This window comes from Sulfuricurvum sp. IAE1 (assembly GCF_004347735.1).
Classification (GTDB): domain Bacteria; phylum Campylobacterota; class Campylobacteria; order Campylobacterales; family Sulfurimonadaceae; genus Sulfuricurvum.
On sequence record NZ_SLTI01000060.1, the window covers coordinates 261822 to 288535 of the forward strand.

General features: G+C 55.0%; 30 protein-coding genes. 28 read left to right on the plus strand and 2 right to left on the minus strand.

All coding sequences use genetic code 11. From position 1 onward, the window contains the following. Positions 1-17: 17 nt before the first annotated feature. The 21 genes from soxX to xseA all read left to right on the plus strand — a co-directional run bounded on the left by soxX (position 18) and on the right by xseA (position 19004). The gene (soxX, locus tag E0765_RS10005) at positions 18-539 is read left to right on the plus strand and encodes a sulfur oxidation c-type cytochrome SoxX (protein WP_132813080.1); all 522 of its coding nucleotides are present in this window, start codon (positions 18-20) and stop codon (positions 537-539) included. Positions 540-557: 18 nt separating this feature from the next. Then, positions 558-1028, plus strand: a complete 471-nt coding sequence (gene soxY / locus E0765_RS10010; protein ID WP_132813081.1) for a thiosulfate oxidation carrier protein SoxY — start codon at positions 558-560, stop codon at positions 1026-1028. A 50-nt stretch (positions 1029-1078) separates the two neighbouring features. Next, on the plus strand, positions 1079-1405 hold the full coding sequence (soxZ, locus tag E0765_RS10015) for a thiosulfate oxidation carrier complex protein SoxZ (protein WP_132813082.1): 327 nt from the start codon (positions 1079-1081) through the stop codon (positions 1403-1405). Between the two features lie 3 nt (positions 1406-1408). Next, the gene (soxA, locus tag E0765_RS10020; protein ID WP_132813083.1) at positions 1409-2182 is read left to right on the plus strand and encodes a sulfur oxidation c-type cytochrome SoxA; all 774 of its coding nucleotides are present in this window, start codon (positions 1409-1411) and stop codon (positions 2180-2182) included. A gap of 11 nt (positions 2183-2193) precedes the next feature. Beyond that, on the plus strand, positions 2194-3960 hold the full coding sequence (gene soxB / locus E0765_RS10025; protein ID WP_132813084.1) for a thiosulfohydrolase SoxB: 1767 nt from the start codon (positions 2194-2196) through the stop codon (positions 3958-3960). Positions 3961-4000: 40 nt separating this feature from the next. Next, positions 4001-5494: an OprD family outer membrane porin gene (locus tag E0765_RS10030; RefSeq protein ID WP_165921741.1), complete on the plus strand. Its 1494-nt coding sequence runs from the start codon at positions 4001-4003 to the stop codon at positions 5492-5494. Between the two features lie 10 nt (positions 5495-5504). Then, the gene (locus E0765_RS10035; protein ID WP_132813086.1) at positions 5505-6410 is read left to right on the plus strand and encodes an MBL fold metallo-hydrolase; all 906 of its coding nucleotides are present in this window, start codon (positions 5505-5507) and stop codon (positions 6408-6410) included. Then, positions 6407-6844: a DsrE family protein gene (locus E0765_RS10040; protein ID WP_132813087.1), complete on the plus strand. Its 438-nt coding sequence runs from the start codon at positions 6407-6409 to the stop codon at positions 6842-6844. Before E0765_RS10035 ends, E0765_RS10040 begins: the two co-directional genes overlap by 4 nt. Before the next feature lie 12 nt (positions 6845-6856). Next, positions 6857-7759, plus strand: coding sequence for a DUF302 domain-containing protein (locus E0765_RS10045; RefSeq protein WP_132813088.1), 903 nt, complete (start codon positions 6857-6859; stop codon positions 7757-7759). An 84-nt stretch (positions 7760-7843) separates the two neighbouring features. Next, positions 7844-8776 (plus strand): bifunctional oligoribonuclease/PAP phosphatase NrnA, encoded by a 933-nt coding sequence (locus E0765_RS10050; RefSeq protein WP_132813089.1) that lies wholly within the window; start codon positions 7844-7846, stop codon positions 8774-8776. Beyond that, entirely contained in the window at positions 8773-10143 is a 1371-nt protein-coding gene (locus E0765_RS10055; RefSeq protein WP_132813090.1) for a M23 family metallopeptidase, read from the plus strand. Before E0765_RS10050 ends, E0765_RS10055 begins: the two co-directional genes overlap by 4 nt. 84 nt (positions 10144-10227) lie before the next feature. Beyond that, positions 10228-11112: a UDP-3-O-acyl-N-acetylglucosamine deacetylase gene (gene lpxC, locus E0765_RS10060; protein ID WP_132813091.1), complete on the plus strand. Its 885-nt coding sequence runs from the start codon at positions 10228-10230 to the stop codon at positions 11110-11112. Then, positions 11105-11557 carry a hypothetical protein gene (locus E0765_RS10065; RefSeq protein WP_132813092.1) on the plus strand — a complete coding sequence of 151 codons (453 nt, stop codon included), beginning with the start codon at positions 11105-11107 and terminating at the stop codon, positions 11555-11557. The genes lpxC and E0765_RS10065 overlap by 8 nt, the downstream gene beginning before the upstream one ends. A gap of 9 nt (positions 11558-11566) precedes the next feature. Then, positions 11567-12448 carry a homoserine kinase gene (thrB, locus tag E0765_RS10070; protein ID WP_132813093.1) on the plus strand — a complete coding sequence of 294 codons (882 nt, stop codon included), beginning with the start codon at positions 11567-11569 and terminating at the stop codon, positions 12446-12448. A gap of 20 nt (positions 12449-12468) precedes the next feature. Then, entirely contained in the window at positions 12469-12723 is a 255-nt protein-coding gene (locus tag E0765_RS10075) for a DUF448 domain-containing protein (RefSeq protein ID WP_132813094.1), read from the plus strand. Next, positions 12716-15238 carry a translation initiation factor IF-2 gene (gene infB / locus E0765_RS10080; protein ID WP_188109940.1) on the plus strand — a complete coding sequence of 841 codons (2523 nt, stop codon included), beginning with the start codon at positions 12716-12718 and terminating at the stop codon, positions 15236-15238. Before E0765_RS10075 ends, infB begins: the two co-directional genes overlap by 8 nt. Then, positions 15235-15594 (plus strand): 30S ribosome-binding factor RbfA, encoded by a 360-nt coding sequence (gene rbfA, locus E0765_RS10085; protein WP_132813096.1) that lies wholly within the window; start codon positions 15235-15237, stop codon positions 15592-15594. Before infB ends, rbfA begins: the two co-directional genes overlap by 4 nt. Then, positions 15591-16019, plus strand: coding sequence for a ribosome maturation factor RimP (locus tag E0765_RS10090; protein WP_132813097.1), 429 nt, complete (start codon positions 15591-15593; stop codon positions 16017-16019). Before rbfA ends, E0765_RS10090 begins: the two co-directional genes overlap by 4 nt. Continuing rightward, complete coding sequence (gene ribD / locus E0765_RS10095) at positions 16019-17044, plus strand: bifunctional diaminohydroxyphosphoribosylaminopyrimidine deaminase/5-amino-6-(5-phosphoribosylamino)uracil reductase RibD (protein ID WP_132813098.1); 1026 nt, start codon at positions 16019-16021, stop codon at positions 17042-17044. Before E0765_RS10090 ends, ribD begins: the two co-directional genes overlap by 1 nt. Further along, the gene (gene ubiE, locus E0765_RS10100) at positions 17044-17754 is read left to right on the plus strand and encodes a bifunctional demethylmenaquinone methyltransferase/2-methoxy-6-polyprenyl-1,4-benzoquinol methylase UbiE (protein WP_132813099.1); all 711 of its coding nucleotides are present in this window, start codon (positions 17044-17046) and stop codon (positions 17752-17754) included. Before ribD ends, ubiE begins: the two co-directional genes overlap by 1 nt. Beyond that, positions 17751-19004 (plus strand): exodeoxyribonuclease VII large subunit, encoded by a 1254-nt coding sequence (gene xseA, locus E0765_RS10105; protein ID WP_132813100.1) that lies wholly within the window; start codon positions 17751-17753, stop codon positions 19002-19004. Before ubiE ends, xseA begins: the two co-directional genes overlap by 4 nt. Here xseA and sppA read toward each other — a convergent pair. Next, complete coding sequence (sppA, locus tag E0765_RS10110) at positions 18997-19866, minus strand: signal peptide peptidase SppA (protein WP_132813101.1); 870 nt, start codon at positions 19864-19866, stop codon at positions 18997-18999. The two genes, xseA and sppA, sit on opposite strands and share 8 nt — an antisense overlap. A gap of 5 nt (positions 19867-19871) precedes the next feature. Further along, entirely contained in the window at positions 19872-21086 is a 1215-nt protein-coding gene (locus E0765_RS10115) for an aminofutalosine deaminase family hydrolase (protein WP_132813102.1), read from the minus strand. A gap of 151 nt (positions 21087-21237) precedes the next feature. Between E0765_RS10115 and E0765_RS10120 the strand changes: the two genes are divergently transcribed. The 7 genes from E0765_RS10120 (at position 21238) to E0765_RS10150 (ending at position 26710) form a co-directional block, all read left to right on the plus strand. Continuing rightward, positions 21238-21597: a response regulator gene (locus E0765_RS10120; protein ID WP_165921742.1), complete on the plus strand. Its 360-nt coding sequence runs from the start codon at positions 21238-21240 to the stop codon at positions 21595-21597. 10 nt (positions 21598-21607) lie between these two features. Continuing rightward, positions 21608-22225 (plus strand): chemotaxis protein CheC, encoded by a 618-nt coding sequence (locus E0765_RS10125; protein WP_132813103.1) that lies wholly within the window; start codon positions 21608-21610, stop codon positions 22223-22225. Then, positions 22225-23520, plus strand: a complete 1296-nt coding sequence (locus E0765_RS10130) for a diguanylate cyclase (RefSeq protein ID WP_132813104.1) — start codon at positions 22225-22227, stop codon at positions 23518-23520. The genes E0765_RS10125 and E0765_RS10130 overlap by 1 nt, the downstream gene beginning before the upstream one ends. Before the next feature lie 62 nt (positions 23521-23582). After that, complete coding sequence (gene aroQ / locus E0765_RS10135) at positions 23583-24071, plus strand: type II 3-dehydroquinate dehydratase (RefSeq protein WP_132813105.1); 489 nt, start codon at positions 23583-23585, stop codon at positions 24069-24071. Then, positions 24071-24601 carry a 2-amino-4-hydroxy-6-hydroxymethyldihydropteridine diphosphokinase gene (gene folK / locus E0765_RS10140; RefSeq protein WP_132813106.1) on the plus strand — a complete coding sequence of 177 codons (531 nt, stop codon included), beginning with the start codon at positions 24071-24073 and terminating at the stop codon, positions 24599-24601. Before aroQ ends, folK begins: the two co-directional genes overlap by 1 nt. Continuing rightward, entirely contained in the window at positions 24582-25841 is a 1260-nt protein-coding gene (flhF, locus tag E0765_RS10145) for a flagellar biosynthesis protein FlhF (protein WP_132813107.1), read from the plus strand. The genes folK and flhF overlap by 20 nt, the downstream gene beginning before the upstream one ends. Then, positions 25838-26710, plus strand: a complete 873-nt coding sequence (locus E0765_RS10150; protein ID WP_132813108.1) for a MinD/ParA family protein — start codon at positions 25838-25840, stop codon at positions 26708-26710. The genes flhF and E0765_RS10150 overlap by 4 nt, the downstream gene beginning before the upstream one ends. Positions 26711-26714: the final 4 nt, after the last annotated feature.

A 26714-nucleotide genomic window follows, 5' to 3' on the forward strand; every position in this document is an offset into this window, starting at 1 on the left:
AAGATCAAGGAGAGCCCATGCGAAAAGTGATGATGCTCGGATTCGCGACGCTGTTGAGCGCTGCCGATCTGTCGCAGGCGATTGAAAGTCCCGACGCGACGGCAATACTCAAGAAAGACGCGCTGCCCGCGGCGAAAGCCTATGTGATGCCCGAAGGGTGTATCAGCAACGATCCTGCGGCGATTGCCCGCGGAAAGTACATTTTCCACAACCTCAACGGCAAAGACGCCAAAGAAAATCCGCCCGAAGGGCTCAGCCGCACTTTGCCCGACGGCAAAGAGAAACAGATGGGTAACTGCGTCGCATGTCACAACATCGAGGGTGCCGTCGGTTACGGAAACATCGGTCCGGACTTGACCAACTATAAAGAACTCTATGTCAACAGCGGCGTACGTAACGCCCAGTTCGTTTACCAGAAAATCGCCGATCCCCGGATCGACAACGCGAAAACGCACATGACGGTAAACCTCACCAACGGTCTGATGAACGAACGCGAAGTGTGCGATCTTTCATCCTATATCATGGCTGTCAAAAAATAATATCAAGGAGAGTACACAATGGAACGCAGATCATTTTTAAAAGGTTTCGGAGCAGCCGCGGCATGTGCCGCGGTTCTGCCGCACATCGCATCGGCCGCCGAGGAGAAACGCCCCGCAGGTCCGAACGAAATGAACTATAACACGGCGGTTGCCGCGATCACGGGCGGGAAACCTCTCGTCGCTTCGGCGAAAGTGAAAATGGAAGCTCCCGAAATCGCCGAAAACGGTGCGGTCGTACCGGTCAAAGTGACGGTAGAGAGCCCGATGACCCAGAAAGATTACGTCAAGGCGATTCACGTCCTCGCATCGAAAAACGGAAACGTCCGCTGCGCGAACATCTATCTCACCCCGGCTAACGGCGAAGCGTTTTTCGGAACCCGTGTCAAACTCGGCGGAACGCAGGATGTGGTTGCGATCGCGGAAATGAGCGACGGAACGTTCCTGACGGCGAAACAAAACGTCAAAGTGACCATCGGCGGGTGCGGTTGATCGAGAACCGCGAGTAACGAGTACAAGAAAAACGAATAAGGAAAACCGCAATGAAAACACTGATCAAAATCAAACCCAAAGATTACAAAGCAGGCGAAATCGTCAAAATCGATTTCATGGCGATGCACCCGATGGAAACGGGAATGCGCAAAGACAAGGACAGCGGACAGCTGATCCCCGCGCATTACATCGATGAAGTCAAATTCATGTTCAACGACCAGCTCATTACGAAAATGGTGATCTGGGAATCGCTTTCGGTCAACCCGCTGATGAGCATCAGTTTTAAAGTCCCGGGTGAGGGAACGCTGAAAGTTATCGCCAAAGATAACAAAGGGCAAAGCGTCGAGAGTACCGCGAAAATTACTCCCAAAGGATAAACCATGCGTAGCGTAACTTTGTGTGCCCTGGCGCTCTCTGCGGTACTGTGCGGCGCACTGCAGGCCGAAGAGAAACTGAGTATGAGCGAAGCCGACAAGGCGATGTACGCCGAACTCCTCGAGAGTAATCCGGCGGAAATGGACGTGGCCGAAGGGGAGCAGCTTTTCGGTGAACTGATCGGAACGGCAACGTATGCCAAAATGCTGGGAGTCAAGGAAAAGGATCTTCCCAAATACCTTTCAGGATTCCCCCGTTATCTCGATCCGGCCAAAAAAGTGGTCACGATCGCCCAGTCGATCCAGATGGCCGCGCTTGCAGCGGGCAAGCCGGTTCCGAAACTGGAGAGCAAAGAGATGGTAAAAATGTCCGCGTACGTCAAATCGCTGGCGAACGGACAGAAAACGTCGATCGACGTCAAAGCGAACAAACACATGGAGCAGATGCACAAACTCGGACAGCAGGTATTCGAAGAACGCCGCGGCGGCCGAGGCCTTTCGTGCAACAGCTGTCACAGCGCCGATATCGTCGGATCGCGCCTGCGGATGCAGCCGTTGCCGGATCTGGGTGCCAAAGAGACCGCGGCTGCGGGAACATGGCCGGCATACCGTATGACGCAAAGTCAGATGGTAACGCTTGATAAACGGATGCAACAGTGTATGAAAAATGCCCTTCTCGCCGAAATTCCTCTGGGATCGCGCGAGATGGTCGCTTTGGAAGTTTACGTCACCAATAAAACCAAAGGGAACGCGATCAGCATCCCGAGCGTGAAACGTTAAAAGGCATCATTATGGATCTGTCACGAAGAGATTTTTTCCAGATCGCCGCGGCGCTGGGGCTTGGGCTTCCGGCTGCGGCATCGGCGGCTTCAACCACCAAACGTGCCGATGAGGTGACCCTCAAGGATATTTACGATTTCAAAGCGCGCGGAAACGTGACGCTGCTGCATATCTGCGATATGCACGCCCATATCAAACCGCTTTACTGGCGGGAGCCTTCGACGCTGATTTCGGCGCCGAACCTCACCGGGACCCCGGGCTTTTTGTGCGGGGAGTCGTTTCTGAATTACTACGGGATGAAAGGGAAAACCCTCGACGCCTATTTCGACACCTATATGAACTTCGACGCGCTGGCACACAAGTTCGGGAAAATGGGGGGAATTTCACACATGAAAACCCTCATCAACCACATCAAAAAAGAGCGCGGCGCGGACAATGTCCTTCTTCTCGATTCGGGGGATACCTGGCAGGGAACGGGCGTTGCGCTCAAAACGCAGGGCGAGGCGATCGTCGATGCGCAGAACTATCTGGGAGTCGACGTCATGGTCGGTCACTGGGAGTTTACCTACGGCAAACAGCGGGTCAAAGAACTGATCGAGAAGCTCAACGCCAAATTCATCTCCCAGAACATCATCGGGGACGATTCGTTTGCCGACGATTTCGAAGAGCTGATTTTCGAACCGTACACGGTCATGGAACGCGGCGGTGCCAAGATCGGCATCATCGGCCAGTCGTTCCCGTTCACCTCGACCGCCAACCCCAAAGAGTTCACGCAGGGGTGGAGTTTCGGTCTGCGTCTCGATACGCTGCAGCAGTATGTCGACAAGCTTCGTAAAGAGGAAAAAGTCGACTGTGTCGTCGTCCTCTCGCACGACGGTTTCAGTGTCGACCAGGAGGTTGCGCGCCAGGTCAAGGGGATCGATTTCATCCTCAGCGGCCATACGCACGACCCTTCGCCGCGTCCGACCGTCATCAACGGTACGGTGATCGTCATCGCGGGGAGCCACGGCAAATACGTCGGGCGTCTGGATATCGACATCCAAAACCACAAGGTCAAAGGGTACGAGTACAAACTCATCCCCGTCGCATCGAACCTGATCCCCGCCGATCCCGAAGGGGACGCGCTGATCGCGAAATGGTACAAACCCTACGACCGGGAATTCGGCGAAATCCTGGGGGTGACCAAAAACACCCTCTACAAACGCGATACGTTCCATTCGACGTTCGACGAACTGATCAACGACGCCATCATCTCCACGATGGATTCGGACATTTCGTTCACCCCCGGATACCGCTGGGGGACAACCGTTCTGGGCGGTGATGCGATCACGATGGACAACGTCTATGAGATGACCGGTATCACCTATCCGAACGTCTATACGTTCGAGCTGGGGGGAAAACAGATCCGCACCCTTCTCGAAGACATCGCCGACAACGTGTTCAACGCCAACCCGCTTTATCAGCAAGGCGGGGACATGAGCCGTCTGGGCAACGTGACGTACGACATCAAAATCGGAGCCGCCAGCGGCAAACGGATCAGCAATCTCATGGTAGGGGGCAAGGCACTTGACGATAACAAGACCTATAAAGTCTCTTCCTGGGGGGGCAATCTCCAAAATGCGGGGCGCAACCTCAGAGAACAGCTGATCCGCCCTGTGTACGATGTGACGGCGGAATACATCCGCCGCCAGAAAACGGTCGACATCAGCGCCAACAGCAACGTCCGGATCATGGACTATGCGTGCGGATGCCCGAAAAAAGGATCGAAAGGGTGCTAAAAGCACTCTTTCGATAACCTAACAACTCAAGGAGTGAATGATGAAATTGATGAATCTTAGCATTGCGGCCGCAGCGGTCTGCGCATTCTCTACGTCGGCGTATGCCCTGAAAAGTGAAGATCGTGATATTAAACCGAGCATGCAGGTTGAATATACCAAAGTTCCGGGTGAAGTGAACTCGATCACGGAAATGTTTACCGAAGGCGAAGTCTACGGACGCCTCCGCTCGAACATGTTCTGGTGGGACTGGGAAAATGAAAATTCTGCCGTTCAGGACAACAACATGTGGGGTCTTGGAGGCAGTTTGGTTTACAAAACCGGTTACTTTCACGGTTTCGGAGCTACGGTAGGATTTTACGGTACGGTTCCGATGCATAATGATAATACACTTGGATCCGGCACGACTAACTACGGAAAAGCGGGTAAAGACACGTATCATACCCGTGCAGATGGAAGTGAAGGGGCTATCGGAGTACTTGCCGAAGCGTACGGAGAATACAAAAACGGTAAAACAAACGTGAAAGTCGGACGTCAAGGGATTGATAGCATCATGCTTGCCACCAATGACACAAAAATGGTTCCCAACACCTTCGAAGCGGCAGTTGTCGAAAATAAAAACCTTCCTGACACGACAGTTCGGGTCGGATATATCATGGAACAAAAACTTCGGGACCACCAAACATTTCATAGCTTGATTGCGTATGAAAAATACAATGAGAACGACGATTCGGGTGTGCATAAAGGTTTGACACCTGCAAACATCCGTGCACGCGGAAACGGTGATGTTGACCCAGAAATGGTTCTTGTTACAGCATCGAATAAATCGATTCCAAATTTGAAACTTGATCTTGAATACGTTGATCTGAATGGTTTTTTCAGCACGGCGATTGCCGAGGCTAACTACCAGATCAAATTGAATGATACGTGGAAACTTACACCGGGTATCCGTTATTTGAAACAAATGGATGATGGCGCCGGTAAAATTGGTGGTGCATCGCTAAGCGGTGCAGTTACTGCGGCCAATGCGGCTTCAAGAGGTTATACAACCGGAGACAGCGTTGACGGTAGCATCATCATGGGTCGTCTGGTTCTCAACGGTGGGCCGCTTACATTGACGGCTGGTTATTCGGAAATCGCGAACGATGCGGATATCATTGCCCCATGGCGCGGATTTCCGACAGGCGGCTATACCCGTTTGATGGCTCAGGTTGACTGGATCGCAAACACCAAGAACTGGATGCTCCGTGCCGATTACGACTTTGACAAAGCCGGCCTTGTCCCAGGATTTAAAGCGATGGTTGCGTATGAAGACATGAACTTTGATGAAAACAAAGCGTTCACATCAACATTTACTGACCGCAACATTTTGATGGTTGATCTGTGGAAAACATTTAAAGAACTTCCAAATACCGAATTTAAATTCCGTATGGGGATCGTGAATGCTGAAAACGGGTATACGAGCCAGACTGTTCAGGCGACAACAGATTACAACTCGTACAACGAATACCGTTTCGAAGTGAACTACCTCTTCTAAGGACTGAGCGATGAAAACGTTGTTGGCGAGTTTATTTTTCGGTGTCACGAGTCTGAGCGCGTTTGATTACGCGCTCAAGCCGACGCGGGTTACCCCCGACGTGCACTGTTTTTTCGGAAAGCCCGAAATCATGGACAAAACCAACAACGGCAACATCGTCAACTCCTGCTACATCGATGCGGGAGAAGGGTATGTCGTCGTCGACACGGGCCCTTCTTACATGTACGCCCGTTCAGCGTACAACGCGATGCAGAAAATCAAACCCCTTCCCGTGAAACTGGTCATCAACACGCACATCCACGACGACCACTGGCTGGGTAACAATTTTTTTACCGAGCAGGGAGTTAGAGTTTTGGGTTCGGACGATTTCAGGGTCAATGCCGATACGAGCACCCCCACCCGAATGCAAACCTATATCTCCCCGGAGGCTTACGCCAAAACGGTCCCGACGCTCCCGACCGAGATGATCGGTGCCGATACGACGCTCAGCGTCGGCAACCAGACGCTCGAACTCAAAATTGCGAAGCGCAAAGCCCATACCGCCAAAGACATGGTCGTTTACCTGCCCAAATCCAAAGTGCTGATCGCGGCGGATCTCGTCTTCAACGACCGTCTCCCCTCGGTACGCGGCGGTGACATCAACGGCTGGATCGAAGCGCTGGAGGATTTGGACAAACTGGGGGCCGAGCATGTCGTCGGAGGGCACGGAGAGCGTACCGACAAACACGCCGCGGCAATGACTCGGGAGTATTTTACGCAGATGCGCAACGAGATCCGCGCCGCGATCGCCGAGGGGCTCGGGATCGACGAGACCGTTAAAAAAGTGAGTATGGACGGGTACAAAAAATACAAACTCTACGAAGGGACGCACCGCCAAAACGTCGAAGCCTCCTATCGCGTGCTGGAGTGGGAATGATGAAAACACTGCTGCTGTGGGGAGTGCTCTTTTGCACCCTGACGTTCGGGGACGTCCGTTTCGCCGAGCCCGCACCGACGATCGACAAACCGCGTGAAGTGGTGATGGGAATCAGCGGCGGAGACGACGAATCGATCCATCATGCCCTCAGCACCGCCAACAACGTCCTCAAGTTTTACGGGCCCGAAAAGATCCATCTACGTGTCGTTGCGTATTACCACGGTATCCGTACCCTTCTCAAAAGCGAGAAAGAGATCGCCGTCCGGGTGCGCGCGTTACAGCAGTACGGTGTCGAGTTCGTCGCCTGCGGCAATACGATGGAGACGAAAAAAATCCCTTCATCGGCCCTCATCGAGGATGTCGAAATCGTTTCGGCAGGGATCGCCGAAGTGATCGAACGCGCGACCGAAGGCGCTTTTTACATTCAACCCTAAGGAGAAAGACCTATGTTTAAAAAATACCTGTTTACGCTGGCACTGAGCGCCGCGACTTTGCTGGGAGGGGATTTCCATCTTTTCGACGTCCCCAACGCCGAGGGGAAAATCACCCCGGCCGTGATCGAAAAAGGGCTGGAAAATGCCGGCTTCGTCATTTCGGCCAATACCGAGATGAACGGACCGTTCAAAATCCAGTTCCAGCAGAGCGACTTTACGGTCTTCAACCTGCTTACGGCCTATCATAAAAACCACGCCGCAACGCTGGTCAAATCCCATCCCGATGCCGGGATTTTCGTCCCGATGGGATTTGGAATCTACCAGCGTAACGGGGACAAAAACCTTCACGTGTCGGTACTGACCGCGGCGGCGATGAAAAAAATCGCCGGGTTTGACGCCCCCGAGTTCGCCCTGATCGAAAAAGAGGTTCTTGCCGCCCTCAAAAAAGCGCTTCCGGACGCGAAAGTACGCGCCAGCGACAGTTCTCTGCCCGCTTCGGGGCCGCTGTTGAGCCGTTACGTCAAAGCCAGCAGCGCAGAGAGCTGGGCAAGCGACAAGGAAGCGACCGAAATGATGATCGAAGACGGTCTAAAACCGGCGGGATTTGTGATGTCAAACTTCACCGACTACAACTTCGCCCTGGGTGAAGAGAGCCCGTTTAATTTCTACGACACCTATTCGATCTGCAAGCTCAAGGTGATCTACACCGCGGCCAAAACCCGCCCGGAAGCGGCCGCGTTCGCTCCGTGTACCCTGATGGTGTACAAGAAAAAAGATGCCGACGAGATCGTTATGGGATTCCCCGGCGTTTACAACTGGATGAGCAGTGCCCGCATCGAAGACGCCGAAGCCAAAGCCGCATTGATGCAGGCGCAGAAAGATTTCGAAGCGGTTCTCGAGAGCGCTGCGGAATAATGATGAAATATTGACCGGTTCGCCAGAACGGATTGTCCCGAAGCATGGTATAATCGCCCCCATTTTAACGATGAGGGAGGGGACATGGTGCACGAACTGATCGATTCTTCGAAACATATCGTCCTCATCGCCCATAAAAATCCCGACGCGGATTCGCTCGGGTCAGCGTGCGCATTTTATTCCTATCTGCTGCGCCTGAACAAAAAAATCACCCTTTTTTGCGCTTCGGCGGAGCTTGACCCAAAACTCGTGTTTCTGCCGTGGTTCGAGAAAGTGACCGACCGTTTTCCCGAAGATGCGGACTGTATGATCAGTTTCGACTGCGGAAGCTACGGACGGTTGGGGATAGAACGGGATCTGCCGCTGATCAACTTCGACCATCACCGCAGCAACGATTTTTTCGGAACCCATAATTTTATCGATACCGATGCGATCAGTACCACCCAGACCGTTTACGACTTTTTTGTTGCCAACGGGTTAAAAATCAATGGTAAAATGGCGCTTTCGCTTTATGCGGGCCTTGTGGACGATTCGAAATGTTTCCGATCCCCCGGATGCAACGCCAGGACTTTCGAGATGGCACACCGTCTCATCGGTCTGGGAGCCGATCACGCACTGTGCGTCGAATGGCTTTACGGACGGAATTCGCTCGCGTCGCTCCGCTCAAAAGGGAAGATGCTCAAAGAGATGCGTTTGTTTCTGGACGGTGCGTTGGCGGTTTTTGAGGTGGATGCGGCGCTTTTGGCGGATACGGGAGCTACGGTTGCCGAATGCAAGCAGGTACTCGACGAAGCGCTGGGAATGCGCCACGTCCGTGCGTCGCTGATGCACGTCGAACGCCCCGGGGGCGGTGTCAAACTCTCGCTTCGCACGAGCGAGGGGATCGATGCCGCGAAGATCATGGAACGTTTCGGCGGCGGCGGCCACATACACCGTGCCGGCGCAAAGATCGAGCATGACGATGTCCGCGAGCTTGTCAAAGAGATAACGATGATGATACAAAAGGAGATGCAGTGAGAAGAGGCCGAAGAGGTTCTGGATTTTTAGGATGGGTCATTGCCGCAGCAGTGATCGGAGCGATCGGATTTATGGCGTTTTCACCGATGTTTGAACGCGACGATCCGAAAGTGACCGTGAGCCATGAGGGGTACTGGAATTTCAAAGAACCTATGCACGTAACGCTCGAGGATGCCAGCGGGCTCAAATCGTTCAAAGCGACCATCTCCACACCGCACGAGGAATGGGTAGTAGCCGAGGAGAACACGCCGGTCGCCGAGTCGAAAAAAACGTTTGAGATTCTCCCACCCAAAGGAGTTCGCCGCGTCGAGGCGCAGTCGGTCACGCTGACGATCGAAGCGACCGACCGAAGCCTGTGGGGACTCTTCATGGGCAATACCCTCAAAGAAGAACGCACCCTAGTCATCGATCAGCGCCGTCCGGTCCTCTCGATCGTCTCACACTCCTATAAAATCCAAAAAGGGGGATCGGCCATCGTCATTTTCAAGGCAACCGATCCCCACATGGAAAGCCTCAAGATCCAGACGAACTACGGTAAAACGTTTATCGCCCAGCCTTTCATGAAAGAGGGGTATTACGCGTCGCTGCTGGCATGGCCGGTTCAGGAGAGTACGTTCAGCGCGACCGTCGTCGCCCGCGACCGCGCCGGAAACGAAACGAAAAGCTCGATCCCCCTGCGTCTGAAGGATCACGTTTATCGCGTCTCGAACATCGAACTCAGCGACGCGTTCCTCGACGGTAAAATCGCCGAACTGGCCAACGAATACGAAGAGACTGCCGGGGTGGACGATCGGCTCGAGCAGTTCAAGATCATCAACGAAACGGTCCGGGCGAACAACGAAAAAATCATCCATCAGGTCACGTCGAAAGTCTCGAACGCGATGATTACCGATTTCAACCCGCAGCCGTTCTATCCTATGCCCAACGGCCAGAAAGTCGCCGATTTCGGCGATCACCGCATCTACAGCTACAAAGAGAAGAAAAACTTCTCCCAGGCGTACCATATGGGACTGGATCTTGCGAGTGTGCAGATGGGGCAGATCAACGCGTCCAACGGCGGAAACGTCGTATTCTCGCAGATGAACGGGATTTACGGGAACCTGCCGATTATCGACCACGGATTCGGCCTCTACACTCTCTACGGCCACTGCTCGGACGTCCATGTCCAGGAAGGCGATGTCGCCAAAGCGGGACAGGAGATCGCCAAATCGGGACTCAGCGGCTACGCGATGGGGGATCACCTCCATTTCGGAATCCTCGTGCAGGGGATCGAAGTGCGCCCCGAAGAGTGGATGGACGCGAAGTGGATCTACGACAACATCACCAGCGTCATCGAAAACGCCAAGCTCATCATCAACCAGCAGTAAACACGGTATAATTCCGGTATAACAACAAAGGAGGGGTATCGCCCCTCGCTAGGATCGGTCCGCCCGAGAGAAGGAAAACACACCATGATGCAAACTACGATAGGAAAAAGTGTCGAACTCGTCGGGATAGGTTTGCACAAAGGCTCCCCGGTGCGGCTGCGCCTGGAGCCGCTGGCTCCCAACAGCGGCATTGTTTTTTACCGCAGCGACGCGGGGGTCACGATTCCCCTGGAACCTTCGAACGTCGTCGATACAAAAATGGCGACTGTGATCGGGCGCGAAGGGGTGACAATTTCGACGATCGAGCACATGCTCTCGGCGATCTACGCCTACGGGATCGACAACCTCCGCATTATCGTCGATGCCGACGAAGTTCCCGTAATGGACGGTTCTTCCGTCAGTTACTGCATGCTGCTCGATGAAGCGGGTGTCGTACAGCAAGACGTCCCCAAGAAGATCCTCCGTATCAAAAAAGAGGTAAGCGTTCAGGAAGGGGACAAGTATGTCAAACTGATCCCCTCGAACGACATGAATTACGATTTCACAATCAAATTTTCCCATCCCGTCATCGATCGTCAGAGCTACGTGCTGAAATTCACCAAAGAAAATTACAAAAACGAGATCGCACGGGCCCGGACGTTCGGCTTCGTACATGAAGTGCAGTATCTGCGCTCCATCGGGCTGGCGCTGGGCGGAAGTCTTGAGAATGCCGTCGTCCTTGACGATAAAAAAGTGCTCAACCCCGAAGGACTCCGTTTCGGCGACGAGTTTGTCCGTCACAAAATTCTCGACGCGATCGGTGATATGTCGCTGATCGGGATGAATTTCATCGGGAACTACGAAGCGTTTGCGGGGAGTCACGATCTCAATCACAAACTTACCCTGGAACTGCTCAAAGATCCGGCCAACTACGAGATCGTCGAACTCTCGTCGGTAGAATCGAAAGAGCTGGCCAAAGCGTATGCATGACGCGCTGATCGTCGCGCTCTCCTCGCCTGTTCTCGTCGGCATCTACGAAGAGGGCGTTCTTGTCGAAGAGATCCGTAGCGAGGGGATGAGTTCGGAGGTGTTGGCCGAGATTTTCGAGCCGCTTCTGCAACGCTATCGCTTTCGGAGCCTTATTTACGCCAAAGGACCGGGAAGTTTCATGGGGATCAAGGTGAGTTATCTTTTCCTTAAAACCCTCAGCATCGTTAAAAATATCCCCCTTTTGGCGACGGATGCGTTTTTTTTCAACGAAAACCGTCCCATCAAAGCAGTTGGAAAGCTCTATTTTGTTAAAAATAGCTCAACGATTACGCTAGAACCGCTCGAATCTCCCGATTGCGGAGTCTTTTCCCTCCCGAAGCGGATCGATGCGAAAAATTTTGATACGGACAATCTCCCCTATTACGGGATTGATGCCGTAGGATAAGGAAAGTATTTGTTCGTCAGCGTACCTGCCACCAGTGCCAACCTCGGGCCCGGATTCGATTCGCTGGGGCTAGCCGTCGATCTGCGCAACCAGGTCGAACTCGTCCCTTCGCGCTTTTTCGCCGTCTCGATCAAAGGAGAAGGGGAGAACAACCCGCGCCTCAAGGGGAACAACCTGTTCGTCAGCATTTTTAACGAACATTACCGCCGCCTGACTCAAAAACGGCAGAATTTCAAGTTCACGTTCTACAATCAGATTCCGATGTCGCGCGGGCTGGGGAGTTCTTCGGCCGTGATCGTCAGCGCGATCAGCTGCGCCCACGAAGCGGCCGGGGTGAAGGTTTCCAAACGGCGAATCCTGAACCATGCCCTTGTGTACGAAAGCCATCCCGACAACATCACTCCCGCCGTGATGGGGGGATTCAACGCGGCGATGGTTGAAAAACAGAAAGTCTTTTCGCAGCAAAAGCATCTGCCCGATTATCTCAAAGCGGTCGTCGTCATCCCCAACAAACCGATTTCGACGGCCAAATCCCGCACTACGCTGCCCCGTTCGTACAGCAAGGAAAACGCGGTTTTCAACCTCTCCCATACGGCGGTGACGGTAGGGGCGTTTTTTAACGAGGACTGGGAAATGCTGCGCCTCGCAACTCAGGACCGGTTTCATCAGAAAGTACGGATGAAGATGCTTCCCGAGCTGTTCGCGGTGCAAAAGATCGCTTACGATAACGGGGCGCTGATGTCCACCCTCTCGGGGAGCGGATCGACGTTTTTCAACATGGTCTACGACCAGGATGCGGAATCCCTGGCCCAGAAATTCAAAGCCGAATTTACCGATTTCGAGGTAAAAATTCTCAGCTTTGACAACGACGGGCTGATCGTCGAGCGTTAATAAAGAAAGTATTGGCTATAATGGCGCAAAAGTTACATCAGCCCGTACGTATGTGCGTAGTGTGCCGCGAACGTTTCGCGCAGTCGGCTCTCTTGCGTCTACAATGCCGGGAAGGTTCGCTCGAACCCTACGGCGGTGAAGGGAGAAGTTTTTACCTCTGCCCTTCGTGCACCCACCATAAAAAAACTCCGGGCCAGCTGGCCCGCCAGTGCAAACACGGCGGAACGGAGATGCTAATGAATCGGTTAAAGGAGATCATCGTTAATGATGGATAAAGTCAGAGTTCATGAAATCGCCAAGGAACTTGGTATCAATTCCAAGGAGGTCGTGGACAAAGCCGCGGCAATGGGGTTGAACGTCAAAACCGCGTCGAGTTCGGTTTCGATCGAAGAGGCCGAGCAGATCATGAACTATATCATGAGCGGGGCGTCTGCGGAGAGCGCCGCATCCAAATCCTCACCGAAACCGACTCCGGCCGAAGAAGCGCCGGCGGCTGAGGCACAAGAAGAAACTGCGGCCCCCAAACCTGCTGAAGAAGCGGCTGCCGAAACGGCTCCGGCGGAAGAAGCCGAGCCGCAGAAACGTTCGGGCCTAAAAATCGTCAAGAAAAAGCGCCCCAACGAAGAAGAGATTCAGGCCATTCAGCGCGAAGAGCGTGCCGCCGCGGTTTCACAGTACGGCAAGCTGAGCCCTGAAGCCCAGCGCGAACTCGAGGCCAAACGCGCCAAAAAAGCCCAAAGCGCCGCTCCGGTTCAGAAAAAAGAGCAGGGTGTCAAACTCGATATCTTCGGGGGAGATATCTCCGACATCTCGATGGACTACGAGGACGAGCAGGTTGTTTTGCTCGACTTCAGCGACCTGAATGCGAAAGTCGAACCCGAAGAAGAACCGCAAAAGCCCAAAGAGAAAAAACCGATCGGGCGTAATTCGGGGAAAAAACAGGGTGCCAACCGCAATAAACCGCGTCAGGTAGCGCGGGAAGCGCGTAAAAAATATACCAAAGAAAGCAAAGAGGAAGAGGCGGTCACCCACGTCGAGATTCCCGAAGACATCCGTGTCTACGAGTTTGCCGAAAAAATCCGCCAGCCTCTGGCCGAAGTGATCAAAGTTCTCTTCAACCTCGGAATGATGGTAACGAAAAACGATTTCCTCGGAAAAGACGAGATCGAAATCCTCGCCAGCGAATTCGGCGTCGAAGTGACGACGATCGATCCCAAAGACGCTTTCAACCTCGAAGAAGCGTACGAAGAGATCGCGGCCGAAGACGAGGAAGGGATGGAAGAACGTCCCCCGGTCATCACGATCATGGGGCACGTCGACCACGGTAAAACCTCATTGCTCGATGCGATCCGAAATGCCCGTGTCGCCGCCGGCGAAGCGGGAGGGATCACCCAGCATATCGGGGCGTATTCGGTCGAACAGCACGGCAAACTCATTACGTTCCTCGATACCCCGGGGCACGAAGCGTTTAGCGCAATGCGTTCACGCGGCGCACAGCTCACCGACATCATCGTTATCGTCGTTGCGGCGGACGACGGGGTCAAACCGCAAACGCGCGAATCGGTGAAACATGCCAAAGAAGCGGGCGTCCCCGTGATCGTGGCCGTCAATAAAATGGACAAACCCGGCGCCAATCCCGATATGGTCAAAGCACAGATGGCCGAACTGGGACTCAACCCCGTCGAGTGGGGCGGAGATGTCGAGTTCGTCGGCGTATCGGCCAAAGCGATGACGGGGATCGACGAACTGCTCGAAGCAATTTTGCTGCAGGCCGAAGTGATGGAACTGCGCGCCAATCCCAAAGCAATGGCCAAAGCGGTCGTCGTCGAAAGTACCCTTGAAAAAGGGCGCGGGCCGGTCGCGACGGTCATTGTCCAAAACGGTACGCTCAGTGTCGGGGACAACATCGTCTGCGGAAGCGCATTCGGACGCGTACGTGCCCTTATCAGCGACCGCAAAGCGCAGCTCAAAAAAATCGGGCCCAGCGAAACGGCCGTCGTCGTCGGTCTCAACGAAGTGCCTCCCTCAGGCGAGATCATGCTGGCGATGCCAAGCGACAAAGAAGCGCGCGAATACGCTCAGAAACGGTACGAATACGACCGTCACCGCGAGCTCTCGCACAGTACGAAAACAACGCTCGACGAACTGACCTCCCTCATCGCGGAAGGGCGTCTCAAAGCACTTAAAGTGGTTCTCAAAACCGACGTTCACGGTTCACTCGAAGCGATCAAGAACTCTCTTGCCGAGCTGCGTAACGAAGAGGTTAAAGTTGACGTCATCTCCAGCGGGGTGGGCGGTATCACCGAAAACGACGTCGCGCTGGTCAATAACAGCGAAAACTGCGTCCTGATCGGGTTCAACGTCCGGCCGACCGGAAACGTCAACGCAATGGCCAAACAGATGGGGGTCAACATCAAGACCTACTCGATCATCTATCAGCTGATCGACGATATCACGGCGATGCTGACGGGCATGATGGCGCCGAAATTCCGCGAAGAGAATACCGGACAGGCCGAAGTACGCGATACGTTCCCGCTTCCTAAAGGGGGAACCGTTGCCGGATGTGTGGTCGTTGACGGCAAACTTGTCCGCGGCGGAATGGTACGCGTTATCCGTGAGGGCGTCGTCATTCACGAGGGTGATCTGACGTCGCTCAAGCGTTTCAAAGACGACGTCAAAGAGGTTGCAAAAGGATTCGACTGTGGTGTCGTCCTTGACGGTTACACCGATGTCCGCGTCGGCGACGTTATCGAAACATTCACGAAAATCGAGACGAAAGTAACGCTGTGACGCCCGCAGAAATCAAACTCAAACGGACCGAATCGGTTCTCAAAGAGCTGATTCCCGAAGCGATTTCCCAGCTCTCAGACGAGCGTTTGAAGGAAATCGACGTCGTCGACGTTCAATGTTCCAAAGGGCGCAGCGACGCCAAAGTTTATCTTGACCCGAGCATTTTTTCCCCCGAAGAGCAGCGTATTTTTCTAAAACTTCTCGAAAAAGCTCGACCGCTGATCGAAGAGTACTGCATGCGCGAGCAGGGATGGTTCCGCTCTCCGAAACTCGCGTTCGTGTTTGATGACACGTTGGAAAAAAGCAAAAAAATCGAAGCGCTGTTCGCCCAAATCGCCAAGGAGAAGAAAGAATGAGTCTCGAAACCGATATCCAAAAAATGGTCGAATCGATCGGGCTTTCCCTGTACGATACGGCGATTCTCAACGAAAACGGACACACCATTTTCCGCGTCAGTGTCACGGCGCCGGGCGGGGTTAACCTCGATCAGTGCGTCGAAGCGACCCACCTGATCTCTCCGCTGCTGGACGTCACCCCTCCCGTCGGCGGCGAATACCGCCTTGAGGTGAGTTCGCCCGGTATTGAGCGCAAGCTCAAGACGCTGGAGCATTTCAAGCGTTCGATCGGCGAGAAAGTGGTCCTTTCCACCATGGAAAAAGAGAAATACGAAGGGGAACTTGCCGGCGTGGAAGGTGATGAAATCCTTCTTCAGACCGGCGAAGGGGAGAAAAAGATCCCGTTCCGCTCCATCAGCAAGGCCAAAACCTACTTCGAGTGGTAATGAAACCCTCCGCCCGTGCCCACCCGATGCGACTCGCGCTCGATGTGGCGTGGGAATTCCAGCTTCTGACTTTTCCCAATCCCGCCGTCGGCGCCGTATGCGTCGGCCCCTCGGGCGAAATCCTTTCGGTAGGCGCCCATAAAAAAGCGGGCGGTCCCCATGCGGAGGTTTATGCGCTACGTGATGCCTATGTCCGCCTCAGCGGCGACAGTATGATTGCCGAGTGCGACGATTCCCACGCCATACACGACTATCTCCGAACGCATCACAACGGCATTTTCGAACACGTTTCCATGGCTGTAACCCTCGAACCGTGCTCCCATAGCGGAAAAACCCCCTCGTGCGCGATGCTGATCCGCGATATGGGGATCAAATCCCTCGACATCGCCTGCAAGGATCCCAATCCAGCCGCCGCGGGCGGCGCACGGATGCTTTCGGATGCGGGAACCGAGTGTCGCTTCGGCGTCATGGAAGAGGAAGGCAAAGCGTTGCTGGAACCGTTTGTACGGTGGCAGAACCGAACGTTCGCGTTTTTCAAATGGGCTCAGAGACTTGACGGAACGGTTGATGGCGGCATTATCAGCTCGGAAGGTTCGCGCATTCATGTGCATGCCTTGCGGGACAAATGCGACCTGCTCGTGATCGGCGGCAATACGGTACGCTGCGACCGCCCGACGCTGGATGCCCGCTTGATCGGCGGCCGCGCCCCAGATGTGCTGATCTATTCGCGCACGGATGATTTTGACCGCTCGATTCCCCTCTTTAACGTCGAGGGACGTAAGGTATACGTGGAATCATCGCTGGAGAGGATGCGCGATTACCGCCTTGTGATGATCGAGGGGGGTGCGGGGATGATGGCCTCCTGCGCGCTCTATTGCGACTGGCATCTGGGTTACGTCGCCCCGAAATTCGGCGGCGGATCGGTCGGAATGGGGAGCATTACAGAGGAGTTTGAGGTACTGCACGCTACAATCTCCGATGACATACGCCTTTGGATGAAAACCATACGAAAGAAGCCCGAGTGATGACCAAGCAAGAAAAAATTGTCTCGATGTTCAACGACATCGCGCCCACCTACGATACCGCGAACCGCGTCCTCAGTATGGGGATCGATACGTTCTGGCGGCGCAAGGCGTGCGATCTGGCGTACGGATACTGTCCTTCCAAGCGGCTCGATTCGATCGTCGACGTCGCTTGCGGGACGGGAGACATGATGGGGTACTGGCAGCGCCGTGCCCAAAAAGCGGGCGCCCATGTCGGCGAAATCGTCGGAGTAGATCCCAGCGAGGGGATGGTCGGCGTCGGCCGGGAAAAATTTCCCGATCTGGCGTTTACGATTGCCCCGGCGACGGCCATCCCGCGAAACGATGCGTCGGCTGATATCATCAGCATTTCCTACGGTATCCGCAACGTCGTAGAGCGAGAAAAAGCGCTCGACGAATTCAACCGCGTCCTCAAGCCAGGGGGGCTGGTCGTAATCTTGGAATTCATGAAAAACGAAAACCCTTCCGTGCTGGGAAGAATCCGTGACTGGTACATGAACAACGTCCTCCCCCGCGTCGGGGGGCTGATCTCGAAAAACTACGAAGCCTACCGCTATCTGCCCGATTCGATCGAAGGGTTCCTTACCGTCGGCAAAATGACGCAGGAACTCGATGCCGCTGGGTTCGAGATGCTGTATGCCAAAAGCTTTTCGATGGACATCTCCACACTGCTGATCGCCCGCAAAAAATGACCCCCGCCCTCAGCGTCTCTTCGCTCAACGAACAGATCAAAACGCTGCTTGAAACGTCGTTCGAATACGTCAGCGTGGAGGGAGAACTCTCCCGGATCACCCACCACGGCAGCGGACACGTCTATTTCACTCTCAAAGATGCCGAATCTTCCATCAAATGCGTGATGTTCCGGGGTAACGCGGCACGGCTGAAATTTCGTCTCGAAGAAGGCTCGCGCGTCGTGATTCACGGCGCCCTGTCGCTTTACAAACCCCGTGGCGAATACCAGATCAACTGCTTCGGCGCCGAACCTTACGGGCAGGGAGCCCTTTCGGTCGCGTTCGAGCAGCTCAAACAGCGTCTCGAAGCCAAAGGGTATTTCGACCCCGCCCGTAAAAAAAGTTTTCCCAAATTCCCCCGAACGATTGTCTTGGTTACGTCTGCCACGGGAGCGGCATTGCAGGATATGCAGCGGGTCGCTTCGCATCGATGGCCTTTGGTCAAACTCGTCGTGCTGGATGTATTGGTACAGGGGGACCGCGCCGCGGCCCAGATCGCCGCAGCACTTCATTATGCCGATACGTTGGGTGCCGATGCCGTCATCGCCGGACGCGGGGGCGGGAGCATCGAGGATCTGTGGCCGTTTAACGAAGAGATCGTTGCCGACGCGATAGCCGCGATGAACACGCCGACCGTTTCGGCGGTGGGGCACGAGATCGACTGGGTGATCTCCGACTATGTCGCCGACCTGCGGGCGCCGACTCCCAGTGCGGCGATGCAGATGCTGCTGCCTGATCGCAACGAACTCTTCCAGACGATCGACGAAATGCGCTACGGCGCATCCCATCTGATCGCCCAGCGGCTCGAACGTAAACGCGAGCAGCTGCGTATGATGCAAGAGGCGTTCAAACGCCACGGGATCGAGCATCGCCTCGCACTTCAAAAAGAGATGCTCAACGAGCTGAAACAACGCTTCGGGATGCAGATCGGACAAAAACTGCAATCATCCGCCCGGGAGCTGCCGACCCTCAAAGAACGGTTCGAGCGTGAAATCCTCCAGCGGCTGCGCGAAAAACAGAACATGGTCGTTCAGATGAAAAACGCCTACGAAGCGCAGCACCCCAGACACAAAAACAAAAGCGGGTTCGCCCAGATCGCGAAAGAGGGAAAAGTGGTCGATTTGGAGACGTTAAACGCGGGAGACCGTTTTGAAGCGATGAACGACCGGCGCGTCGTCACCGCCGAGGTGATCGAATCCCGGCCTATTTGAGGGTGAGGGCTGGAAACCACGTGTAGGCCATGGAGGCCCCTTCGACGGCTAACTGTTTGAAGAATTTTTCCATGGGGTCTTCGCGGTTCCAGACCGGGTCGCTTACCTTGGCCAGTTCGGCAAGCCGTTTTTTGGCGTCGTATTCCACTCCCAGCTTATCGACCAGCCCCACTTTCTGCGCCTGTTCCGCGGTGAAAATATGGGCGTCGGCGTAAGTGCCGCTTTGGTGTGGATCGAGGCGGCGGGCGCGGGCGACGTCGCGTACGAACATATCGTAGGTCCCCGTGATCACTTTGTCGAGCTCGGCTTTTTCGTGGGGTTTCCACGCCCGGTCGAAGGTTCCGACCTGTTTGTAGCTTCCCGCGTGTACAACCTGCGTTTTCACCCCCACTTTTTCCATCAGGCCCGAGATGTCGGCCCCTTCGATGATGACGCCGATCGAGCCGATCATGCTGCCGGGGTTGGCGATGATCTCATTCCCCCATATCCCGGCGTAGTATCCTCCGCTTGCCATCAGCCCCGAGGCGTAGACGACGATGGGTTTGGTCGCGCGCAGACGTTTGATAGCGTAGGCGATTTCGACCGATGGAGCGACGGCTCCGCCCGGGGAATCGATGCAGAACAAGACCCCTTTGACGTCGGTGTTTTCTTCGACCTCTTCGAGCTGTTCGAGGATCGGGGCGGCTTCGAGGATCGGGCCGGTGAGGACGATCTTTTCGAGGTTATGGGAAGCGATCGCCTCTTCGTCCGAGGGGATCAGAAACCATATGACGAAGAGGACCAGCAAGGTCGCCTTGAAGTGGTTCTGGATAAAGGCGATCAGTGCGCCGATTTTTTCAATAACGGTCTTGATCCGTTCCATGCGCGTTATCCTTTGACTTTATTTCCTTCGATGTAGACCGATTCGATCGTCGGGCGGCGCAGCAGCAGATGCAGCGGGAGCTGATCGTTGATCGGGTAGTCGATCCGCGCGACGAGCAGATCGGCATCGTAACCATCGGAGATTGTACCACAATTGAGCCCGAGGGCATCGGCGGCGTGTCGTGTCGACGCGTTCCAAAGACGGTATGCCAGGTCGAGCAGATCACGCTGCGGGTGCATGAAAAGTGCCGTTTTCATCTCTTCGAACAGGTCCAGGGTATAGTTCGAACTCAGCCCGTCGGTTCCGCATACCCATCGTATCCCGAGCTGCTCAAGCCGTTCAAGATCGAGTACGCCGTTGCCCAAAAGCCTGTTGGAGACCGGACAGTGGATAAGGGTATGTTTCCCCGCGGCGATACGGGCGAGTTCGTCATCGTTCGCCTGAACCGCATGGGTAAAAAGGGTAGGGATGCCGTCAAAACACTCCAAAAACGCGTCCGGGGTGTTGGCCGCGCGGTTTTGACGGAGGAAATTTTCGAAAAAAGGCTTGAAATCGCCGTCGTTATGATCGAGCCATTCGCGTTCGGCGGGGCTTTCCATGAAATGGGCCGTGACCCGCAGACGGTGGGCTTTGGCGTAATCGAGCGCTTTGCGGATCAGTACGGGATGGACCGAATAGGGGGAGTGGATCGCCACCGAGGGGAAAAATCCTTCCCGCGCTTCTGACTGAGAGGCAAAAAGACGCTCTTGGAAATTGGCGTAGAGCGCGTCCGCCATCGCGGGGTCCGAACCGATCAACTCGTTGAAATAGACCACCTTCTGCGGGGCGCGTACACACGCATCGAGATCAAAACCGTACGAACTGACCGCTCCGAACGCCGTGATCCCGTTGCGCAGCATCAGCGCTGTCGCCTCGTCCACGCACTCTTCGCCGCAGCCGCCGATCAGGTCGTCGCGGTTGGCGATGACGCTTTGGAGCCAGGGCATGAAACCGCCATAGGTGAGCGACGCGCGGTTGGCGGAAAACTCCAGGTGGACGTGGGGGTTGACGAGCCCGGGAAGCAGGACCGATCCCTCTCCCAGCTCGGTGCAGGCCGGGCCGTATTCGCTCCGCAGTTCGCTGTTGGGTTTGAGCGCGAGGACCGTGCGCTCGAAAACGACCCCGTGGTCGCGGTATAGGGTGCCGTCGGTGAATACGGCGTCGGCGAGAAGAATGTGCACGTGTGGCCTTTTCGAAAGGGATATGAACGCGAAAAGTATAAAGCAAAATCGTTTAAAGGGTTCTGCGCTATAATCATGTTGATACCGATGCGGGATCGTTGACGAAGTGACGAAAAGCGGAGGGTGACGATGCAACGAAAAAAGAGGAAACGTGAAAATATTGGCTGTCGATGATTCCAAAGTAGCCCGGATGTTCCTGATCAAAACCCTCAAAGAGGTGGAGCCCGGAGCCCAGATACTGGAGGCCGAAAACGGGCTGGTGGCCCTCGAGCTGTTCAAGGAGCATGCACCCGACATCGTTTTTCTGGATCTGACGATGCCGGTGATGGACGGATACCAGGCGTTGCGCGAAATCATGGCGCTTAACCCTAAAGCGCAGGTCGTGATCGTTTCGGCCGATATCCAAAGCCAGGCGCAGGCGCTCGTCCTCGAACTCGGGGCCAAAGCGATGGTCCCCAAACCCATCACGACGGAAAAAATGACGTCGATTTTCGAACAGCTCTCCATTTAAAAGAGGAACCATGGACCAGAACGGATTTTCAGAAGATCACCTCGACATCCTCCGGGAGTTGATGAACATCGCGATGGGGAACGCCACCGCCAGCATCGCGGATTTATTGCAGGCGTTCGGGAAAATGCATATCCCCGACATCATGATCAGCGACATGGAAGGGTTGCACGGCTACCTGCACCGGACCGTTCCCGCCGATCAGCGCAGCTATGTCACCAAACAGCTTTTCGGGGGGACGTTCAGCGGCGAATTTCTGTTTGTCATTTCCGAGCCCTCGGCCCTCAACCTCGGCCATCACCTCTATGATATCGGCACCCCTTCTCAAGGGGACATCCTCGATGCGGTCATTGAGTTGACCAACATCCTCAGCGCGACGATGATCAGCCGCCTGACCGAGGAACTCAATACCCGCGTGCAGTTTTTCGTCCCCTCTACCGAGGTGGTGGAGGGCAATGACCTGATCAGCCCCGAAGACCGCCTCAATTACCACCGTATCATCATCATCAGTACCCAGATGGAATTTGAAAACCAGCAGATCAGCGGGCACATTTTCATCCTTACCAAAGGGGAGATGATCCTCCGCCTCAAAGAGCTGATCGACCGTAAACTCGAGGAGCTTTTCGCCTGATGCAAGTCATTCCCTACCCGAACGTCCTCCTCGATGCGCTGGAGATCGGCGTCTTCATCATCGACGAGAACTACGACGTCCGCTACTGGAACAAGTGGCTTGAAATCAATACCTCGATTCCGGCATCCGAGATCGTCGGAAAAAACCTCCGCGATTTTTACCCCCAGATCGATTACAAGGTCCTCTCCCGTAAAATCCGCACAACGCTGCGGCTTGAGTCGCCGACCTTTTACGACGCTTCGCTTCAGAACCGTTTTATCGAGATTCCCCGGACCAAAATCACGACGTCGCTGTTGCGGAACATGCAGCTGCAGGTGACGATTTCCCCTTACATTCCGGCCGAATCGTCGGTCATGGTGTCGATCTACGACATCAGCGACCTGCACGAGCTTAAACTGACGCTTCAGTCGCAGATGCGCCAGATTGCCGAACTCAACGCCGAACTCCACCGCGACCAGATGATTATCGATGCGAACCTTTTGATTGTCAAAATCGATGAAAACTGTACCGTACTGGAAGCGACGTCGGCATTTTTGGAATTTTTCGGCTGCACCGAGCAGGAGGTGGTCGGTAGAGCGCTGAATCTCATCTTCAGCGACGGGATTGCCGATTCCGATCCGAAGATGTTCCGTAAGGCGGTGGAAGCCCGGAAACGGTGGTCGGGTGAGATCAATGCGACCCGCAAGGGGGGAGAGACGGTATGGCTCGATGCGGTTATCACCCCGATCCTCGATGAGGAACCCCTGCGGCATACGGTGATTTTCCACGACATCACCGACAAAAAACGGATCGAGCTCCTCTCCATCACCGATCCGCTGACCAAACTGTTCAACCGCAACAAGTTCAACGAAGTGATCGAAAACATGATTCAGCGCCGCTGCTGGGACGAAAACCACTCGTTCGCCCTGATCATCGCCGACATCGACCATTTCAAACGAATCAACGACACCTACGGCCACCCCGCGGGTGACCGCGTGCTCGTCGAGATCGCCCATCTCCTCTCCGATACGGTCCGCACCGGCGATATCCTGGCCCGCTGGGGGGGCGAAGAGTTTGTCTGCCTCCTCCCCGACGTCGATCGTGAGAGTGCGCTCTACACCGCCGAAAAACTGCGCGGTGTGATCGAACAAAACCCCATTGCCGAAGTGGGGCGGGTGAGCGGATCGTTCGGGGTGGCACTGTTTACCGGCGGGGATACCCAGGAGAGCCTTTTGCACCGCGCCGACGAAGCGCTGTACCGTGCCAAGGCAAACGGGCGCAACCGGGTCGAATACGCAGACTCCCCGGCGATTTAGTTGCTTATAAAGTAGAACCCTTTATAATCTACCCCTAAAAAAAGAGAACAAAAGGTCAGTCAATGAAAATAGTCGTAATCCAGGGGCCAAACCTCAACATGCTGGGAGTACGGGAACAGTCGGTCTACGGTCCGATGCGCCTGGAACAGATCCATGCGCAGATGAAAGAGGTTGCCGTACAAAACGGTATCGAGATCGAGTTTTACCAAAGCAATCTCGAAGGCGAGCTGGTCGACCGTATTCAGGAATGTTACGGGGATGCGGACGGGATTATCATCAATCCCGCCGCCTACACCCACACGTCGATCGCGATCCGTGACGCTATCGCCGCGGTGAACCTTCCGACGATCGAAGTGCACATCAGCAACATTTACCGCCGCGAAGAGTTCCGCCAGAAAAGCATGACGGCGCCGGTATGCACCTCGTCGGTAATCGGTTTCGGCCCGTTCGGGTACCATCTTGCGATGATGGGGATGATGCAGATTCTCGGTGAAATCAACGCCCTGCGCCAGGCACAGCAGCAACAACAGCAGGAGACGGCGGAAGCCTAATGTTCCTGCGCCGTCGGCTCGATGCCCGTCATTGTCTGTACGTGAACCCGATGTTCCCGCGCCGCTTCGGCAGCGCCGAGGGGTATCGCTATCGCGTCCTGATCGGGGTCGGCGGCAACATCGGCGACACTCTGCGCCGTATCGAGCGGTTGCGGGTAGCGCTGGGACGATCCCCGCAGCTGCGGGTCACGCGGACCGGAGCGATTTTGCGCAATCCCCCTTTCGGATACGCGCAACAGGCCGATTTCGACAATACCGTCATCGAGATTGCAACCTCGCTGCAACCGCGGGCGCTGCTTCGACGCGTGTGGCGGATTGAAAAACGGTTCGGACGGACGCGCAGTTTCCCCAACGCGCCCCGGACGCTGGACCTGGATATTCTGTTTTTTGAGGATCGGGTGGTACAATACAAAGAGTTGATTATTCCCCACCCTCACTGGAGCGAACGATTAAGCGTGCTGATCCCGCTGCGAAGCCTGCCTTCGAGGGGAAAAACTCTACGGAGACGATATGAAAATCTTGACATTTAGCGGTTCCACCCCTGCCGAAGCGCTCAAAAAGGCGCAGCTGGAAGTGGGCGAAGAGGCGATGCTCATCGAGACCCGCGAAATACAGAAAAAATCGCTCGGCAAGAGTGCGCTGTACGAGATCGTTGTCGGTGTCGAAGAGGGGAACGTTCCCAAACCCAAAATCGAAGAACCGCTCACCAAACAGCGTCCGCTCGCCCAAAAAAGCAGCGACGTCCTCTACAATATTTCCGAAGCGGCCAAGCAGATTTCCAAAATCGCCGAAGTGACCGAAGAGGAGAAGCCTGCCGCCCGAAAAGCTCCCACCGTCGAGACCGAAGACATCCGGCGGATCAAGGACGAAATCGAAAAGCTCGGCGACAAGGTGAAACTGATCCAGAACATGTTCTGGGACGAGAAAGCGCCGCGGCTTCAGAACGCAATCCCCCCTGAGTTTGCCGAAATCTACCGCCTTGCCCGCGAGAGCGGGATGGATCAGGATCACCTCGATCAGATCATGCAGCTCACCCTCGAGCACATGCCTTCCAAAATGCGAGAGAGTTCCGAGACGGTGAAACGTTACTTCCAGGTGTTGCTACGAAAAATGGTACCGGTCCGACTGGAGAGTTCCCCCAAGAACGGAGCGAAGAAAGTGATCATGCTCGTCGGCCCGACGGGGGTTGGCAAGACCACGTCGATCGCCAAACTCGCGGCCCGTTTCTCGTATCTGCTGGAGAAAAAGTACAAAGTAGGGCTGGTGGTTCTGGATACCTACCGGATCGGGGCGGTAGAGCAGCTGATGCAGTACGCCCGGATGATGAAACTGGGGATCGAGACGGTCGTGGACCCGCCGGAATTTTCCAACGCGCTCAACGCGCTGCGGTACAGCGATTACATCCTGATCGATACGATGGGGTCGTCGCCTTACGACAAAGGGAAAATCGAAAAGATCTACGAGTGCCTTCGCGCCAACGATACCGAGTACAGCGTCGACGTCGTCCTGGTTATGCCCAGCTCGATCAAATACGAAGACCTCAAAGCGACGTACGACAATTTTGCGCCGCTGGGTATCGATACGATGATGTTCACCAAACTCGACGAAACGCGCGGTTTCGGGAACATTTTTTCGCTGGTATACGAGACGAAAGTCCCGGTCAGCTATTTCTCGGTCGGGCAGGAAGTCCCCGAAGATCTGGTGGTAGCGACCAGCGACTTTCTGGTCGATTGCCTGCTGCACGGTTTCCGTAAGGGGCAGACCCCATGATCCATCAGGCCGCGAAACTCGAAGCGCTGGTAAGCCAAAACCGCAAGGCGACCGCGAAAAAAACCCGTTTTATCGCCATTACCAGCGGCAAGGGGGGAGTCGGGAAAAGCACGATCAGTTCGAATATGGCCTACATCATGGCCAAATACGGGCTTAAAGTCGGGATATTCGATGCCGATATCGGGCTGGCCAACCTGGATGTGATGTTCAACGTCAAGATCCAGAAAAACATCCTCCACGTCCTCAAAGGGGAGGCGGGGGTCGCGGATATACTGGTACCCATCGAAAAAAACCTTGTCCTGATCCCCGGCGAAAGCGGCGAAGAGATTTTCAAGTACGCGTCGGGGGGGCTGTTCGAGCGCTTCATGGACGAAGCGGAGGTGCTCGAAGATCTGGATGTCATGATCATCGATACGGGGGCGGGAATCGGCGAACACATCCAGCTTTTCTTGCGGGCGTGTGACGACGTGATCGTCGTCACGGTTCCCGATCCCGCGGCGATTACCGATGCCTACGCGACGATCAAGGTCACGTCTCGCCTGCGCGACGAGATCAACGTCATCATGAACCAGGTTCGCAGCGCCAAAGAGGCCGAAGCGCTGTTTGAGAAGATCAACAAGGTCGCCCAGGCCAACATCGGCCCCTCGCTCCGGCTCAACTACCTGGGGCAGGTGTCGAACGATCCAAAGATTTCGACCAGCGTTAAAAAGCGGGCCCTTTTCGCCCGCGATTTTCCGACGGCGACTCCCACGAACGAGCTGGAGATGATCGTTAAACGGATCGCGAGAAAACTGGAACGGAACGTGCTAGTTGACCCTAAAGAGAGCGGTTTGGGCGGGTTGTTCAAACGGCTTATGGACCATTTTTAATCCA

Bases quoted from the DNA above. Each gene is read 5' to 3' on its own strand.
- soxX (WP_132813080.1), top strand. From the start codon at position 18: ATGCGAAAAGTGATGATGCTCGGATTCGCGACGCTGTTGAGCGCTGCC.
- soxY (WP_132813081.1), top strand. From the start codon at position 558: ATGGAACGCAGATCATTTTTAAAAGGTTTCGGAGCAGCCGCGGCATGT.
- soxZ (WP_132813082.1), top strand. From the start codon at position 1,079: ATGAAAACACTGATCAAAATCAAACCCAAAGATTACAAAGCAGGCGAA.
- soxA (WP_132813083.1), top strand. From the start codon at position 1,409: ATGCGTAGCGTAACTTTGTGTGCCCTGGCGCTCTCTGCGGTACTGTGC.
- soxB (WP_132813084.1), top strand. From the start codon at position 2,194: ATGGATCTGTCACGAAGAGATTTTTTCCAGATCGCCGCGGCGCTGGGG.
- E0765_RS10030 (WP_165921741.1), top strand. From the start codon at position 4,001: ATGAAATTGATGAATCTTAGCATTGCGGCCGCAGCGGTCTGCGCATTC.
- E0765_RS10035 (WP_132813086.1), top strand. From the start codon at position 5,505: ATGAAAACGTTGTTGGCGAGTTTATTTTTCGGTGTCACGAGTCTGAGC.
- E0765_RS10040 (WP_132813087.1), top strand. From the start codon at position 6,407: ATGATGAAAACACTGCTGCTGTGGGGAGTGCTCTTTTGCACCCTGACG.
- E0765_RS10045 (WP_132813088.1), top strand. From the start codon at position 6,857: ATGTTTAAAAAATACCTGTTTACGCTGGCACTGAGCGCCGCGACTTTG.
- E0765_RS10050 (WP_132813089.1), top strand. From the start codon at position 7,844: ATGGTGCACGAACTGATCGATTCTTCGAAACATATCGTCCTCATCGCC.
- lpxC (WP_132813091.1), top strand. From the start codon at position 10,228: ATGATGCAAACTACGATAGGAAAAAGTGTCGAACTCGTCGGGATAGGT.
- E0765_RS10065 (WP_132813092.1), top strand. From the start codon at position 11,105: ATGCATGACGCGCTGATCGTCGCGCTCTCCTCGCCTGTTCTCGTCGGC.
- E0765_RS10075 (WP_132813094.1), top strand. From the start codon at position 12,469: ATGGCGCAAAAGTTACATCAGCCCGTACGTATGTGCGTAGTGTGCCGC.
- infB (WP_188109940.1), top strand. From the start codon at position 12,716: ATGGATAAAGTCAGAGTTCATGAAATCGCCAAGGAACTTGGTATCAAT.
- E0765_RS10090 (WP_132813097.1), top strand. From the start codon at position 15,591: ATGAGTCTCGAAACCGATATCCAAAAAATGGTCGAATCGATCGGGCTT.
- ribD (WP_132813098.1), top strand. From the start codon at position 16,019: ATGAAACCCTCCGCCCGTGCCCACCCGATGCGACTCGCGCTCGATGTG.
- ubiE (WP_132813099.1), top strand. From the start codon at position 17,044: ATGACCAAGCAAGAAAAAATTGTCTCGATGTTCAACGACATCGCGCCC.
- xseA (WP_132813100.1), top strand. From the start codon at position 17,751: ATGACCCCCGCCCTCAGCGTCTCTTCGCTCAACGAACAGATCAAAACG.
- sppA (WP_132813101.1), bottom strand. From the start codon at position 19,866: ATGGAACGGATCAAGACCGTTATTGAAAAAATCGGCGCACTGATCGCC.
- E0765_RS10125 (WP_132813103.1), top strand. From the start codon at position 21,608: ATGGACCAGAACGGATTTTCAGAAGATCACCTCGACATCCTCCGGGAG.
- E0765_RS10130 (WP_132813104.1), top strand. From the start codon at position 22,225: ATGCAAGTCATTCCCTACCCGAACGTCCTCCTCGATGCGCTGGAGATC.
- aroQ (WP_132813105.1), top strand. From the start codon at position 23,583: ATGAAAATAGTCGTAATCCAGGGGCCAAACCTCAACATGCTGGGAGTA.
- folK (WP_132813106.1), top strand. From the start codon at position 24,071: ATGTTCCTGCGCCGTCGGCTCGATGCCCGTCATTGTCTGTACGTGAAC.
- flhF (WP_132813107.1), top strand. From the start codon at position 24,582: ATGAAAATCTTGACATTTAGCGGTTCCACCCCTGCCGAAGCGCTCAAA.
- E0765_RS10150 (WP_132813108.1), top strand. From the start codon at position 25,838: ATGATCCATCAGGCCGCGAAACTCGAAGCGCTGGTAAGCCAAAACCGC.